At 73.1% G+C, this 13969-nt stretch carries 13 protein-coding genes; 5 read left to right on the forward strand and 8 right to left on the reverse strand.

Translation table 11 applies throughout. From position 1 onward, the window contains the following. Positions 1-55 precede the first annotated feature (55 nt). The 8 genes from AC3RKB_RS10280 to AC3RKB_RS10315 form a co-directional block, all read right to left on the reverse strand. Positions 56-997 (reverse strand): NAD(P)/FAD-dependent oxidoreductase, encoded by a 942-nt coding sequence (locus AC3RKB_RS10280; RefSeq protein WP_491436016.1) that lies wholly within the window; start codon positions 995-997, stop codon positions 56-58. Further along, entirely contained in the window at positions 998-1798 is an 801-nt protein-coding gene (locus AC3RKB_RS10285; protein ID WP_491436018.1) for a VOC family protein, read from the reverse strand. Between the two features lie 118 nt (positions 1799-1916). After that, a complete protein-coding gene (locus AC3RKB_RS10290; protein ID WP_491436808.1) occupies positions 1917-2765 on the reverse strand; it encodes a 3-methyladenine DNA glycosylase in 849 nt (282 codons plus the stop codon). Between the two features lie 287 nt (positions 2766-3052). Beyond that, the gene (locus tag AC3RKB_RS10295; RefSeq protein ID WP_491436019.1) at positions 3053-3481 is read right to left on the reverse strand and encodes a GNAT family N-acetyltransferase; all 429 of its coding nucleotides are present in this window, start codon (positions 3479-3481) and stop codon (positions 3053-3055) included. Positions 3482-3567: 86 nt separating this feature from the next. After that, entirely contained in the window at positions 3568-4590 is a 1023-nt protein-coding gene (locus AC3RKB_RS10300; RefSeq protein ID WP_491436021.1) for a 1-aminocyclopropane-1-carboxylate deaminase, read from the reverse strand. After that, positions 4557-5291 (reverse strand): GntR family transcriptional regulator, encoded by a 735-nt coding sequence (locus tag AC3RKB_RS10305; protein ID WP_491436023.1) that lies wholly within the window; start codon positions 5289-5291, stop codon positions 4557-4559. Before AC3RKB_RS10305 ends, AC3RKB_RS10300 begins: the two co-directional genes overlap by 34 nt. Positions 5292-5342: 51 nt before the next feature. Further along, entirely contained in the window at positions 5343-6065 is a 723-nt protein-coding gene (locus tag AC3RKB_RS10310) for a hemerythrin domain-containing protein (protein ID WP_491436025.1), read from the reverse strand. Positions 6066-6185: 120 nt separating this feature from the next. Continuing rightward, the gene (locus tag AC3RKB_RS10315) at positions 6186-6683 is read right to left on the reverse strand and encodes a DUF3806 domain-containing protein (RefSeq protein WP_491436027.1); all 498 of its coding nucleotides are present in this window, start codon (positions 6681-6683) and stop codon (positions 6186-6188) included. Positions 6684-6812: 129 nt separating this feature from the next. Between AC3RKB_RS10315 and AC3RKB_RS10320 the strand changes: the two genes are divergently transcribed. The 5 genes from AC3RKB_RS10320 (at position 6813) to AC3RKB_RS10340 (ending at position 13686) form a co-directional block, all read left to right on the forward strand. Next, positions 6813-7262: a VOC family protein gene (locus tag AC3RKB_RS10320; RefSeq protein WP_491436029.1), complete on the forward strand. Its 450-nt coding sequence runs from the start codon at positions 6813-6815 to the stop codon at positions 7260-7262. Between the two features lie 96 nt (positions 7263-7358). Next, a complete protein-coding gene (locus AC3RKB_RS10325) occupies positions 7359-7640 on the forward strand; it encodes a hypothetical protein (RefSeq protein ID WP_491436031.1) in 282 nt (93 codons plus the stop codon). A gap of 150 nt (positions 7641-7790) precedes the next feature. Further along, positions 7791-9344, forward strand: a complete 1554-nt coding sequence (locus tag AC3RKB_RS10330; protein WP_491436033.1) for an ATP-dependent DNA ligase — start codon at positions 7791-7793, stop codon at positions 9342-9344. Beyond that, on the forward strand, positions 9334-9768 hold the full coding sequence (locus AC3RKB_RS10335; RefSeq protein WP_491436035.1) for a VOC family protein: 435 nt from the start codon (positions 9334-9336) through the stop codon (positions 9766-9768). The genes AC3RKB_RS10330 and AC3RKB_RS10335 overlap by 11 nt, the downstream gene beginning before the upstream one ends. A gap of 264 nt (positions 9769-10032) precedes the next feature. Next, positions 10033-13686, forward strand: a complete 3654-nt coding sequence (locus tag AC3RKB_RS10340; protein WP_491436036.1) for an RICIN domain-containing protein — start codon at positions 10033-10035, stop codon at positions 13684-13686. Positions 13687-13969 lie beyond the last annotated feature (283 nt).

Below are 13969 nucleotides of genomic sequence, written 5' to 3' on the forward strand. Positions count from 1 at the left end.
CCGGGTCGCCGCCGGCATGCGGCCAACCCCCGGATCGGGAGGGTGGCTCGCCGCGTCAGCCGATCGCGGCGACGGCCGCGCGGATGTCCTCGTCGATGAGCTCGCCGTTGATCGCGGTGCCCGCGGCGTTGCCGGCCGCCATCGCCATCGGCACCGTCGCGCGCGCCGACGCCACGTTGCCGGCCGCCCAGACGCCGCGCACGCTCGTGCGGCCGTCCTCGTCGACGAGCACCCAGTCGACGCCGTCGTTGCGCATGCGCCGCGCGCCGAGCTCGCGGAGCACCCGGTCGTTCGGCTCGGGCCGCGGCGCGACGAAGATCGCGTCGACCTCGCGCTCGGTTCCGTCCTGGTACCGGATGGCGCGGAGCGCCCCGTTCGCGTCGGCCGCGACCTCCGCGATCGGCCGGTCCTCGATCTCGATGCCGCGTGCCTCGAGGGGTGCGCGCGTGGTGGCCGGGAGCGCGAGGCCGTTCGCGTGGAACGCCACGTCGGGCGAGAGCTGCCTGAGCAGCTGCGCCTGGTGCGCGTTCGCCGCCGACGTGGGGATCACGGCGAGGCGGCGGTCGCGGACCTCCCACCCGTCGCAGTACGGGCACGAGACCACGCCGGACCCCCACTGGTCGGCGAGGCCGGGAATGTCGGGGAGCCGGTCGGTGAGCCCGGTCGCGACGAGGATGCGACGTGTCGTGTGCCGTTCGCCCGACGCGAGCACGACCTCGAACGTGATCGCATCGGTGTCGAGCTGCGCGGCCGAGACGACCTCGGCCGACTCGACGGCGACATCGTCGTAGCGCGTCAGCTCGGCGCGGCCCGCGGCGAGCAGGTCGAGCGGGGAGGTGTGGTCGCGGCCCAGCACCCCGTGCATGTGCCCGGCGACGCGGTTGCGCGGCGCCCCGCCGTCGACCACCAGCACGCGGCGACGCGACCGGCCCAGCATGAGGGCGGCGCTCAGCCCGGCACTGCCGCCGCCGACGATGACGACGTCCCAGTCGCCCATCTACTCGACCTCCTCGGACGGCGACTCGGCGTCCGGATCCGCCATCGACGCGACGACGAAGTACGCCCCCGCCGGGTCCGTGAGCCCGGCGCGGCGCCCCGAGGGAAGGTCCCACGGCGGGACCACGAGCGTCGCACCTGCGGCGACCGCGCGCTCGACGGCCTGCTCGACATCCTCGACCCCGAACGCGACGCTCCAGGACGGCGGCAGGTCGGCGCCGAGCAGGCCGCTCGCGTCGAGGATGCCGGCGTAGTCGTGGCGCGCGTGCCGGTACACCCCGTACCGCGGCTCGCCCGCCCCGTGGTCGATGCTCCAGTGGAACGCGTGCGCGTAGAACCGCTCGGCCGCGTCGAAGTCGCTGGCCGCGAGCTCGAACCGCACGGCGGTGTCGAGCTCGTCGAACGCGTCGAAGCCGGGGAGCCCGCCGGGCTGCCAGTAGCCGACGACGGCGCCGGTCGCGTCGATCGCGAGCCCCATGACGCCCATCTCGGGGATGTCGATCGGCTCGAACAGCACGGTGCCGCCGGCTTCGGCGATGCGCTCGCTCGTCGCCGCGGCGTTGTAGGTGAGCAGGTACACCGTCCAGTGCGGCGGCGCGGGGTCGGTCTCCTGACGCGCGGCGGCGCCCGCGACCCGCCTGCCCTCGTGCCGGAACGTGACGTAGCCGCCGTACCGCTCGTCGCCGCGCTCCGCGGTCCAGCCGAAGAGCGATTCGTAGAACGCGACGGTGCGGTCGAGGTCGGTCGTGGTCACGTCGACCCACGCCGGCGCGCCGGCGACGAGGTCATCGGGTCCTGGCATTCGCGCCTCCTGTCGGGTGCCTCGGCACGCGCGCCTCGCCGCGGCGAGGCGGATGCCGACGTGCGCGATGCTAACACCGGCCACCGCGACGGGACAGGACCCCGACCGGGGTGCGGCGTCAGGCTCCGGGCAGCGCCTCGAGGATCCGCGCGCGCAGCGCGTTGCCCCGATCGGCGAAGCGGCGCTGCCGGCGCACGTACTCGGCCTTCCCGTCGGGCGTCTCGATGCGCACGGGCTTCCCGCCCCAGGGCGCCATGTCGTACGGCGACGCCTGCATGTCGAGGTACCGGATGTCGCGTGCCAGCTCGAACGCGTCGAGCAGCAGTTCGCCCGGCACGAGCGGGCCGAGCTTCACGGCCCACTTGTAGACGTCCATGCCGGCGTGCAGGCAGCCCGGCTGCTCGAGCTCGGGCTGGTCCTCGCGCGTCGGCGCGAAGCGGTTGCGCGGCACCGCGCCGGGCGTGAAGAACCGGAACGCGTCGAAGTGGGTGCAACGGATGTCGTTGGCCTCGACGACCTCGTCGGTCGCGTCCTGGCCGAGTCGAAGCGGCACCGGATGGCGATGCTCGCGCTGCCGGTACACCATCGCCCACTCGTGCAGGCCGAAGCAGCCGAACTGCCCCGGACGCGACGCGGTGAGCCGCAGCATCCGCTCGACCGTTCGCAGCATCGGACCCTTCTCGCGGTGCAGGCCGTCGACGTCGACGACCAGGCTTCCGGACGTCGCGCCTCCCGTGTACCAGCGCCACTCCGTGCGCGGCGTGCCCGCGGCATCCGACAGCTCGACGCCCGCGCCGGGGTGCCACCGCCGCAGTAGGGCGGGGGAGTACGAGTAGTACGTGAAGAGGAAGTCCTCGATCGGGTGCGCCTCGGCCCGCGCGCGCCGTTCGCGGTGCGCAGCCGTCAGCGCATCGGCGCGCTCGGCGTGCGCCGCCTCGCGGGCGCGCCACTCGCCCGCGGCGAGCATCCGGGCGGGTGCACCGGTCGCGGTCGTCGTAGCGGTCGGAGTCACCCGACGAGGATATGCGGCGCGGCCGGCACTTCGCCGGGGCGGGCCCTCACGGTACGCCTTCCCGAGTCCGAGCACGCCGAGCACGAGCCGCACCAGTCCGATCGCCCCCACGAGCCGCAGCATGCGCTGATGCTGGCACCCGCGAGCAGCTCGCGCCAAGCGCGGCGGAGGTTCCCTTGCTTGGACGCGGTGGCGCGGTATCCGGCGGATACCTTTCCACCGGCATCACGGAAGGAACGGCATCATCGGTGGGCGTCGCTGGATCGCACCATCCACTGCTCGGGGTTCGGCAGCAGTGTGAAGCCGAACCGCTCGTAGAGCCCGTGCGCATCGCCGGTCGCGAGGGCGATGCGCTTGAGGCCCATCGGCTCGAGGTCGGCGAGCACGAACCCGACGAGTCCCACGCCGACGCCGCGTGCGCGGGCGTCCGGGTCGACGATCACGTCGCACAGCCAGGCGAACGTCGCTCCATCGGTCACGACCCGCGCGTAGCCGAGCTGCTCACCCGACGCCTCGTCGTACGCGCCGTAGTTCCGCGACGCGTCGATCGCGGCATCCTGCACCGCACGCGGCCGGCCGAGCGCCCAGTACGCGTGCTCGGACAGCCAGCGATGCACGAGGGCACGGTCGAGCTCGGCCGGATCGGAGGAGAAACGGATGCCGCGGGTCACCGGCTCATCCTGCCAGCCCGCGCCGTGCGGTGCGGATACAGGTGCGAGGCGGGGTGGGCGCCGGGCGCGTGCCCAGTGGCATCCGCTCAGTGGTAGCGGCCGCTGTAGGCGTTGAGTGCCGGCTGGCCGCCGAGGTGCGCGTAGAGCACGTTCGAGTCCTTCGGGATGTCGCCGCGCGAGACGAGCTCGATGAGGCCCGCCATCGACTTGCCCTCGTAGACGGGATCGAGGATGACGCCCTCGAGGCTGCCCGTGAGCCGCATCGCCTCGTCGGTCGACTCGACGGGGATGCCGTAGTAGTCGCCCGCCCAGCCCTCGAGCACCGTGATCTCGTCGTCGCGCACGTCGCGGCCGAGCTCGATGAGCGCGGACGTGTTGCGCGCGATGCGCGCGACCTGGTCGCGGGTCTCGTCGATCTTCGCCGACGCGTCGATGCCGATCACGCGGCGCGGCCGGCCGCCGAAGTTCTGCTCGAGGTCGGCGAAGCCGGCGATCATGCCCGCGTGCGTCGATCCCGTGACCGAGCACACGACGATCGTGTCGAAGAAGACGCCGAGCGCCTCCTCCTGCGCGGCGACCTCGTGCGCCCAGTTCGCGAAGCCGAGCCCGCCGAGCGGGTGGTCGGACGCGCCGGCGGGGATCGCGTACGGCGTGCCGCCCGCGGCCTCGACATCCGCGATCGCCTGCTTCCACGACTCGCGGAACCCGATGCTGAAGCCCGCCGGCGAGAGGCGCACGTCGGCGCCCATGAGCCGTGAGAGCAGGATGTTGCCGACGCGGTCGTTGACCGAGTCGGGCCAGTCGACCCAGTGCTCCTGCACGAGCACGGCCCTCATGCCGAGGTGCGCGGCGACCGCGGCGACCTGGCGGGTGTGGTTGGACTGCACGCCGCCGATCGAGACGAGCGTGTCGGCACCCTTCGCGAGCGCGTCGGGCACGAGGTACTCGAGCTTGCGGGTCTTGTTGCCGCCGAAGGCGAGGCCGGAGTTCACGTCCTCGCGCTTCATCCAGACGCGTGCGCCGCCGAGGTGGGCGCTGAGGCGGTCGACCGGATGGATCGGGCTCGGCCCGAACGTCAGCTGGTGGCGGGGGAAGTCGGCGAGGGCCATGGTGCTCCTTGGTGCGATGTGGTGGGGGAGTGGGCCTCGTCGTCGTCGTCGAGGTGGAGCAACCGGCCGAGGGTCGACCAGTTGTCGTGCGTGGCCCGCGCCGCGTCATCCGCTCGCCCCTCGGCGCAGAGCGCCACGATGCGGTGGTGGTCGGCCACGGAATCGCGGCCCGCGAGCGAGGCGAATCGTGCGCGCTCGAGCCGGCGCAGCAGCGGGGTGACCTGCTCGAGCAGGCCCGGCAGGAGCGGGTTCGCGCTTGCCTGCACGGCGACGGCGTGGAAGTCGTCGTCGGCTGCGATCGCCGCGTCGACGTCATCGGCGCCGAGCGCCGCGGCGAAGCGCGCGTTGGCCTCGCGCATCGCCTCGAGGTCGGACCCAGTGAGCTGCGGCACGGCCTCGCGCACGGCGAGCTCGTGCAACGACGCGGCGATGCGCTGGGCGGCGAGGGCCGTGCGCGTGTCGAGTGGGGCGACGACGGTCTGCTTCGCACGGCGCGTCTGCACGAGGCCCGCGGTCTCGAGCCGGGCGATCGCCTCGCGGATGGGAGTGCGGCTGACGCCGAGCCACGCCTCGAGCTCGGGGTCGCGCAGGCGCTCGCCGGGTGCGAGCTCGCCGGAGACGATCGCGTCGCGCAGGTGCGCGTAGGCGTGGTCGCGCAGCGACTTGGGGCGCTCGGCGCGCCCCCGATCAGTCAGCGGCATGCAATATATTGCAGCGCATGGCGCGCCATCCGTCAAGCTCGACCTTCGTGCCTACAGCGTCTGCGGGATCTCGCGGCCGGGGAACAGCGTCGCGTACTGCTTGCGGTACAGCCGCTTGCCGACGAGCCGGTACGCCAGGCGGATCGGCAGCGGGACGTCCATGATGAACTCCTTCTGCTCATCGGGCGGGTTCGTCGCGAGGATCATGCCGAGGTAGGCGAGGACCACCTTCTTCTCGAAGGCGTCGACGCCGTGGCTCGAGAGCTTGTCGAACTCCTCCTGCGTGAGCACCTTCTCGACCGCCGGCGTCACCTCGGTCACCTCTCGGCGCAGGTGCACCTTCAGCATCGCCGAGAGTCGCTCGTACCCGGTCGCGAGCTCCTCGCCGACGGCGGCGTCGGCGCTGTCGCGCCACCGCTCCCGGATCGGGGCGAGCTCGTCGAGCACCGCCTTGACCTGCTCGTGCTGCGCCAGCATCTGCGAGATGTGCAGTGCGCACCCGGGAGCGCGTTCTCCCAGCTGCGGGTACATGTACAGGTCTTCTCCCTCGTGGTGCACGTGCAGGAGCTTGTCGAAGTTGCCGAGCACGTCGCCGACGTAACGCGATCGCTCGACGTCACCGTCGGCGGAGCGCGCGAGCCCCGGCGCCTCGTCGTACGCCCAGAGGAAGACCCGATGGATGCGACGCATCGCCGGCGTCGCCGGGCACAGCACGGGTCCGTCGGGAACGGGCGCGGCGGTCTCGCCCTCGTGCATGGTGAAGAAATCGGACATCGGACCATCCCCCAGACGATCGTGCGCACGTGGATGTGCGCGGAGCCCACTCGAGCGCGACGATACCGGCGCCAGGATCGGCGGACAAGATCCCCGTTCAGGCCGGCCGGTGCGGTCGGTTCAGCGTCGCCCGGACGCCTCGCCCGCTCGTGCCCGCCTCCCGCGCCGCGGGCCCGACAGCGCCGCCACCAGCTGCGACGACGTCGCGGTGAGGAACTCGCCGGAGGGTTCCTCGGCCGACCAGCGCGACGCGACGAGGCTGACCGGCCGGATCACGACCTCGTCGCGGCCGCGGTAGAGCGCGAGGTCGACGCCCGCCTCGTCCTCGACGAGCCCCCACGCGAGCGCCGCGCCTCGCGCGAGGTGCTCGCCGAACGCGGCACCGAGCGCGTTGACCATCACGGCCGGGTCGTCGCGCTCGGGCGGGTTGATGCGGCGCCATGCGCCGGCCCAGTGCTCGTAGCAGCGCCGCAGGGCCTCGGGGTCGGCGAGGTCGACGCCGGCGTCGGTCACCAGGGCGACGTGCGCGTCGATCCAGTCCCGCTCGGCGTCGCCGATCGGCGTCGCCCGCGCGGATGCCCGCGCGGACGGCATCGCGCGTCGCGAGAAGAGGGCCACCGGACGATTCTCTCCTGTCGAACGGGCCCCGGGGTTCACGATGTCCCGCCGTCGGCGTAGCGTGTGGCGCATCCGAGCGCGGCGGCGCCGACGGGGCGCGGCCGCGGGCACCCGATCCAAGGAGGCATCATGGCCAACCTCGTCGTGCACTTCGAGATCCACGCGTCCGAGCCCCAGCGGCTCATCGACTTCTACTCCGAACTGTTCGGCTGGAAGTTCACGCAGTACGGCGACACGCCGTACTGGGTCATCGCGACCGGCGACGGCTCGATCGGCAACGTGGCCGGGGAGCCCGGCATGGGCATCAACGGCGGCCTCACCCAGCGCGAGGGGCCGCGACCCGAACCCGGCGCGCCCGTCAACGGCTGCGATATCGTGATCGGCCTCGACGGGAACATCGACGACGTCATGCGCCGCGCCGTCGAACTCGGCGCGACGGTGTCGATGGCGGCCGAGGATTCGCCCGGCCTCGGCCGACTCGGCTACCTGCTCGATCCCGACGGCAACCTCCTCGGTCTCATCTCCGACACGCTCTCCGACGGCACGAAGGTGAGCATGGAACTGCCGCCCACCGACTGAGCGACCCCAGTCGCTCCGCTCGGGCCAATCCGCCGCGCGGCTGGCCACGAACACCATTCGGCGGCCATCCGACCGTCCTTCGATCAGGAGGTTCTCATGCGCACTCGCACTCGCACGCTCGCCGTCGCCGGAGTGCTCGGCATCACGGCCAGTCTCGCGCTGGCCACGCCCGCGGTCGCCGCGGACGGAAGCAACTGCTGGGGCGTCGTCTCGGCGCAGGCGGCCCGCTCCGACGGCGGGCTCGGCGCGCACTCCAGCTCGTTCGACGAGCCCCGCCTCGGGCTCGGCAACGTCGCGCGGCTCTTCGGGGTCGACGGCCCGGGCGGCCTCGGCACGCTGCTCGCCTCGATCGACGGCAACGACGCGACGTTCTGCTGACCCCGCCGGCGCAGCGACCGGGCGCGCCGTCGTCGGCGCGCCCGGTCGCGGCGTCTGCCGGGCCGGTGTCCGCGGAGTCGCGTCGGTGGGCGTCGCCGCGTCCGCGGTAGCGTGCGCCGCGGTGTCGGAGGGCGGTGCCAGACTGGGGCGGTGCTGCTCGACGAGCTGGTCGCCACCGCCGAACGGGTCGCGTCCACACGGTCGCGCCTCGCCAAGGTCGATGCGCTCGCGGGCCTTCTCGGCGGGCTCGCGCCCGACGAGATCCTGCCCGCGATCGGGTTCTTGACCGCGAAGCCGCGGCAGGGGCGGGTCGGCGTCGGCTGGCGTGGCCTCGCCGGCGCGATGGGCGACCCGACCGCGACGGCGACGCTCACGATCCACGACGTCGACGATGCGCTCGACCGGCTCGCCGCGGCATCCGGTGCCGGGTCCTCAGCCGAGCGCGCGGGAATCCTCGGCGACCTCGGTTCGCGCGCGACGGCGCGCGAACAGGACTTCGTGAGCCGCGTCATCCTGGGCGAGCTCCGCACCGGTGCGCTCGAGGGGGTGCTCACCGACGCGATCGCGCGCGCCGCCGACCGGCCGGGCGAGGTCGTCCGTCGAGCGGCCATGCTCTCCGGCGACCTGGGCGAGACGGCGCGCGTCGCGCTGACCGGGGCGCCGGGCGACCTGGAGGCGATCGGGCTCGTGGTCGGGCGGCCCGTGCTGCCGATGCTCGCGGGCACCGCGCCATCCGCCGCCGCCGCGCTCGAGCAGGCCGGCGAGTCGTCGGTCGAGTACAAGCTCGACGGCGCCCGCATCCAGGTGCACCGCGCGGGCGACGAGGTGCGGGTGTTCACGCGCAACCTCGCCGACATCACGCACCGCGTGCCCGAGGTGGTCGAGGTCGTGCGGCGCATGCCCGCCCGCGACGTGATCCTCGACGGCGAGACCCTGTCGCTCGACGAGGATGGCGCGCCACGACCCTTCCAGGACACGATGTCGCGCTTCGGTGCCGAGGCCGCGCGCGAGGTGCTGCTGCATCCGTGGTTCTTCGACGTGCTGCACGTCGACGGCCGCGACCTGCTCGACGAGCCGCTCGCCATGCGCCGGCGCGAGCTCGAGCGCGTCGCCGGCGCGCACCGGATCCCCGGTGAGGTCACCGACGATCCCGACGTCGCCGAACGCATCGCGCGCGAGGCCCTCGCCGCCGGGCACGAGGGCGTCGTCGTCAAGGGCATCGACGCGCCGTACGCCGCCGGCAGGCGCGGCGCGAGCTGGCTCAAGGTCAAGCCCGTGCACACCTACGACCTCGTCGTGCTCGCCGCCGAGTGGGGGTCGGGCCGCCGCACGGGCTGGTTGTCGAACCTGCACCTCGGTGCGATCGACCCGGCCGGCGAGTTCGGCGAGCCCGGTGGGTTCGTCATGGTCGGCAAGACCTTCAAGGGCCTCACCGACGACCTGCTGCGCTGGCAGACCGAGCACTTCCCGACCATCGAGACGCGCCGCACCACGAACACGGTGTGGCTCGAGCCGGTCACCGTGGTCGAGATCGCGATCGACGGAGTGCAGCGGTCGAGCCGGTACCCGGGCGGCATCGCGCTGCGCTTCGCGCGCGTGAAGCGGTACCGAGACGACAAGCGGCCCGACGAGGCCGACACGATCCAGGCGCTGCGCGGGCTGCTGCGCGGCGGCGGGGCGGAGGGGGAGACCGATGGGGGATGACATCCCGGGCGAGGGTCGGGGCCAGGGCCGCGGTCGCGTGCGGCAGTTGCGGCTCGTCGTCGAGGCCGAGGACTTCGAGGCGGCGCTCGCGTTCTACCGCGACGTGCTCGGCATGCCCGAGCAGGAGGCCTACAGCGGCGACGATGGCGCGGAGGTGCGGATCCTCGACGCGGGCCGGGCGACGCTCGAGCTGTCCAATCCCGCGCAGGTGCGCTACATCGATCGCGTCGAGACCGACGGCGAGCGCAGCGATCGCCTGCGGGTCGCCCTCGAGGTCGACGACTCCGTCGCGGTCACCGGCGAACTCGTCGACGCGGGCGCCGAGCTCGAGGCCGCGCCGCGCGAGACCCCGTGGCGTTCCGTGAACGCCCGCCTCCGCGGCCCCGCCGGACTGCAACTCACGATCTTCCAGGAGCTCGACTGATCGCTCGCCGCCCTCAGCGGATGGCGCGGGACCGCGCCATCCGCTCGCACGGCTCACTGCGCCATCAGCTGGGCCGGGAGATCGGCCGATGTGCAGGACGGATTGCGGCTGGGCTCCTGTAGATCGTTCGATCTCCTGTAAGCCGCGGCGGGCGAACTCGCCCTTCCGCGTGTTGACGTCAACATATAGGGTCGAGATCCGGGCGTGTTGACGTCAACACGCTCGGCGGCACATCCACTTCGACGGTGAAAGAGGACGACATCGATGACGATGCACGGCAGACGCATCGCGGCGCTCATGACGGGCGCCGCGCTCGCGGCGGGCGCCCTGGCGGTGGCCCCGATCGGCACGACCGAACCGGCGCACGCCGCCGACGCGCTCACGATCACGCCGAACCCGGCCTACGCGGGTGAGGAGTTCGAGGGCTGGGGCACGAGCCTCGTCTGGTTCGGCAACGCGACGGGCGGCTACCCCGAGGCGCTCCGCGAGGAGCTCTACCAGGCGGTGTTCGGCGAGGACGGCCTCGACCTGAACATCGCGCGGTACAACATCGGCGGCGGCAACGCGTCCGACGTGCGCGACTACCTGCGCGCGGGCGGCGCCGTCGAGGGATGGTGGGCGCCCGACCCCGACGGCGAGGCGGGCGTCCACGACGGCGCCGCGACGACCTACGCCGAGCGGAACGACGTGCTCGCGGCGTTCGACGCCGGCGACGCGGCGTCTTACGACTGGAGCGCCGACGCGACGCAGCGGTGGTGGGTCGAGCGGCTCGCCGCCGACGGTCGCATCACCCACTGGGAGACGTTCGCGAACTCGGCGCCGTACTTCATGACCGAGAGCGGCTACGTGTCGGGCGGCTTCAACACGTCGGCCGAGCAGCTGAAGCCGGCCGCGATCCCGGCGTTCGCCGAGTACCTCGTGCGCGTCACCGAGCACCTCGAGGGCGAGTACGGCATCGACGTCGAGAGCATCGACCCGTTGAACGAGCCGAACACGAACTACTGGGGCACGACCCTGCAGAACGGCGTGCCGGTCGGCGGGCGCCAGGAGGGCATGCACGTCGGCCCCGCGCGGCAGGCGCAGCTCATCGACGCCCTGCGCGCCGAGCTCGACAGCGACGCGACGACCACCGACGCGTTCGTGGCGGCGATGGACGAGACCAACCCCGGCATCTTCGCCACGAACTGGGCGGCGTACCCCGCCACGACCCGTGAGGCCGTCGACCGCATGAACGTGCACACCTACGGCACGAGCGGCCGGCTCGTCGTGCGCGACCTCGCGAAGCAGGCCGACACCGACCTGTGGATGAGCGAGATCGAGGGCAGCTGGGTCAACGGCTACAACCCGGTGAGCATCGAGAACGGCCTCGGGATCGCCGGTCGCATCATGGACGACCTGCGTGAGCTCGAGCCGAACGCGTGGGTGCTCTGGCAGCCCGTCGAGGACCTCTACAACATGCAGCCGCAGGGCGAGAACCTGAACTGGGGCTCGATCTTCATCGACCTCGACTGCCGCCCGTATGTCGAGGACGGCGTCGAGGTGTGGAAGTCCGCGCGTCGCGTGGCGGCGGCCGGCGGCGACTCGACGGCCGTCGAGCCGTGCGGCATCGAGGTGAACTCGAAGTTCAACACCCTCCGCAACTTCACGAAGTTCATCCAGGAGGGCGACCGCCTGATGGCGGTCGACGACCTCTCGAGCACCGCAGCGCTCCAGGCCGACAGCAGCGGCGCGACCGTGGTGCACCGCAACACCGCCGCCGCCGACCGGCAGGTCACGCTCGACCTGTCGAACTTCGGCGAGGTCGCGGATGGCGCGACCGTCACGCCGTACATGACCACGCAGGCGCCGTCGGCCGACGAGCCGACCGCGAACGCGCTCGTCGAGGGCGCCCCCATCGCGATCGACCGGGAGGCGCGCACCGCGACGCTGACCGTGCCGGCGAAGTCGGTCACGACGTTCGTGATCGACGGCGTCACCGGCGTCGCCGACGACGCGCCCGCGCTCCGCGACGGGCACCGGTACCAGCTGGTCGGATCGCAGAGTGCGAAGGCGCTGACGGCCGGCGCGGCGGGTGGCGCCGCGACGACCATCACGACCCTCGCCGCCGAGCCGGCGCTCGCCGCGCGCCAGGCGTGGACCGTGCACGAGGTCGAGCCGGGCGAGCGCGAGGCCACGCGACGCGTGGTCCTCGAGGCATCCGACGGTCGGGTGCTCGGCGCGACGAGCACAGGCACCGACCTGCGGGCCATCGGCACGGATACCGCGGCGGCGACGGCCGCGACCCGCTGGATCGTGAACACCACCGACGGCCGCGCCTACACGCTCGTCAACGAGGCGCTCGGGCTCTCGCTCGACGTCGGCGGGCAGTCCTCCGCCGAGAACGCGACGGTCGGGGTGTACGGATCGAACGGCGGCGCGAACCAGTCGTGGCATCCGCTCGACCTCGCACCGCTCGCCGAGCAATCGGTCGCCGCCCGCACGCTCGTGGGCGTCGCACCCGTGCTGCCGACGACCGTCGCGCCGCGCTACGCGTGGGGCGCCGGGGTCGCCGTGCCCGTCGAGTGGGCGCTGCCGGATGACTCGGCGTGGGCAGAGCGCGGACGCATCGCCGTGCCGGGCACCGCGACCGACGTGTTCGGGCAGGCGTTCGACGTCACCGCGCACGTCGACGTCGGCGGGCTGACCGCCACCGACCCCGTCTCGGTGACGGTCGCGCGCGGCGCGAGCCTCGCGGGCGTCCAGGCGGCGGCGCCGACGACGGTGCCCGCGCGGGTCGGGGCGTCGGAGCAGGCGTTCGACGTGCCGGTCACGTGGGACTGGTCGGCCGTCGCGGCCGACGCATTCGCCGAGGTCGGCGTCATCCGCATCGCCGGCACCGCCACGGCCGACGGCGCCGAACTGCCCGCGCGGCTGTCGGTGCTCGTGACCGAGGGCACGCTGCGCAACTTCGCGCCCGACGCCGGCGTGACCGCGTCGGCGAGCTCGACCGAGTCGGGCTACCCGGTCGACCGCACGCGCAACGGCGTGGTCGGCGACAAGGGCTGGTCGAACTGGGTGTCGACCAACAAGCCGGCGCAGAGCACGCTGACGTACGAGTTCGGCGCGCGCCAGGTCGAGCAGGTCACGGTGCACTTCTGGCGCGACGGCACGAACAGCTGGGCGCAGACCATGCAGGTGCAACTGCGCGGTGCGGATGGCGCATGGTCGCCGGCGCCCGGGTGGGAGCAGTCCCAGCCGGTCGCATCGCCGACGGATGGCACGGCGCCGATCGTGACCGCCGAGTTCGCGCCGACCGCGGCGACGGGCGTGCGCGTGATCATGAACGCGTACCCGAACACGCACCTGATCGTCTCGGAGGTGCAGGTCTTCGAGTCGGTGCCGGCAGCCGCGTCGGTCAGCGACCTCGCCGTACTGCGACTGGACGGCGAGGGCGTCGACGGGTTCGACCCGTCGCGCGCCGACTACGAGGTCGACGTCGACGGAGGGCGCCTGCCGGTGCTCGACGCGGGCGCGGTCGACTCAGCGGCAACGGTGCGCATCGCGCAGCCCACCACGGAGAACGGGGGAGCGGGCACGGTCACGGTGACCTCGGCCGACGGCACGTCGCAGACGGTGTACACCGTCACGGTCCACCGCCACGCCGTGATCGCCGACCTGCAGGTCGTCGACCGGTCGCGCGTCGGCACGCCTGCGGTCGCGACCGCGACGCTCGATCCGGGCGACGGAGAGATCTCGTGGCAGTGGTACCTGAACGGTGAGCCGGTGCCCGGCGCGACCGAGCAGTCCTTCACGCCCGAGACGAACGGCGCGGGCAAGCTGCTCACCGTGCACGTGACCGTCGGGGCCGACGGCATCGAGCCGGCGTCCGCGGAGGCGGACGGCGGGCGGATCGTGGCGGCGAACTCGCGCCAGCCCTGATCCGTCGCTCGCCGGACGAAACGAGCGCCCGGTCCCCTCGTGGGGCCGGGCGCTCGGTCGTTCGCGTGCGGCGCTGCCGTGCCCGTCCGCCCATTCCCGGCCAGCGCGTTCCCGCCCTGCCCGTTCCCGCCCTGCACCGAACGCTTGCTCAGGACGGAACGAGGGCGCGCCGGCATATCGCCGTGCCAGGCACGGCGTGTCGCGCGCGAGTCCTGAGCAAGCGAAATGGGGGGGGGGGCGGCGCGAGGTGGCCGGGTGGCCGGGTGGGCAGCGCCGGGTGGCG

Source organism: Agromyces capsici (genome assembly GCF_058349965.1).

Coding starts and splice junctions, on each gene's coding strand:
- AC3RKB_RS10280 (WP_491436016.1), bottom strand. CDS start 997: ATGGGCGACTGGGACGTCGTCATCGTCGGCGGCGGCAGTGCCGGGCTG.
- AC3RKB_RS10310 (WP_491436025.1), bottom strand. CDS start 6,065: ATGTCCGATTTCTTCACCATGCACGAGGGCGAGACCGCCGCGCCCGTT.
- AC3RKB_RS10340 (WP_491436036.1), top strand. CDS start 10,033: ATGACGATGCACGGCAGACGCATCGCGGCGCTCATGACGGGCGCCGCG.
- AC3RKB_RS10325 (WP_491436031.1), top strand. CDS start 7,359: ATGCGCACTCGCACTCGCACGCTCGCCGTCGCCGGAGTGCTCGGCATC.
- AC3RKB_RS10300 (WP_491436021.1), bottom strand. CDS start 4,590: ATGGCCCTCGCCGACTTCCCCCGCCACCAGCTGACGTTCGGGCCGAGC.
- AC3RKB_RS10305 (WP_491436023.1), bottom strand. CDS start 5,291: ATGCCGCTGACTGATCGGGGGCGCGCCGAGCGCCCCAAGTCGCTGCGC.
- AC3RKB_RS10335 (WP_491436035.1), top strand. CDS start 9,334: ATGGGGGATGACATCCCGGGCGAGGGTCGGGGCCAGGGCCGCGGTCGC.
- AC3RKB_RS10285 (WP_491436018.1), bottom strand. CDS start 1,798: ATGCCAGGACCCGATGACCTCGTCGCCGGCGCGCCGGCGTGGGTCGAC.
- AC3RKB_RS10290 (WP_491436808.1), bottom strand. CDS start 2,765: ATGCTCGCCGCGGGCGAGTGGCGCGCCCGCGAGGCGGCGCACGCCGAG.
- AC3RKB_RS10320 (WP_491436029.1), top strand. CDS start 6,813: ATGGCCAACCTCGTCGTGCACTTCGAGATCCACGCGTCCGAGCCCCAG.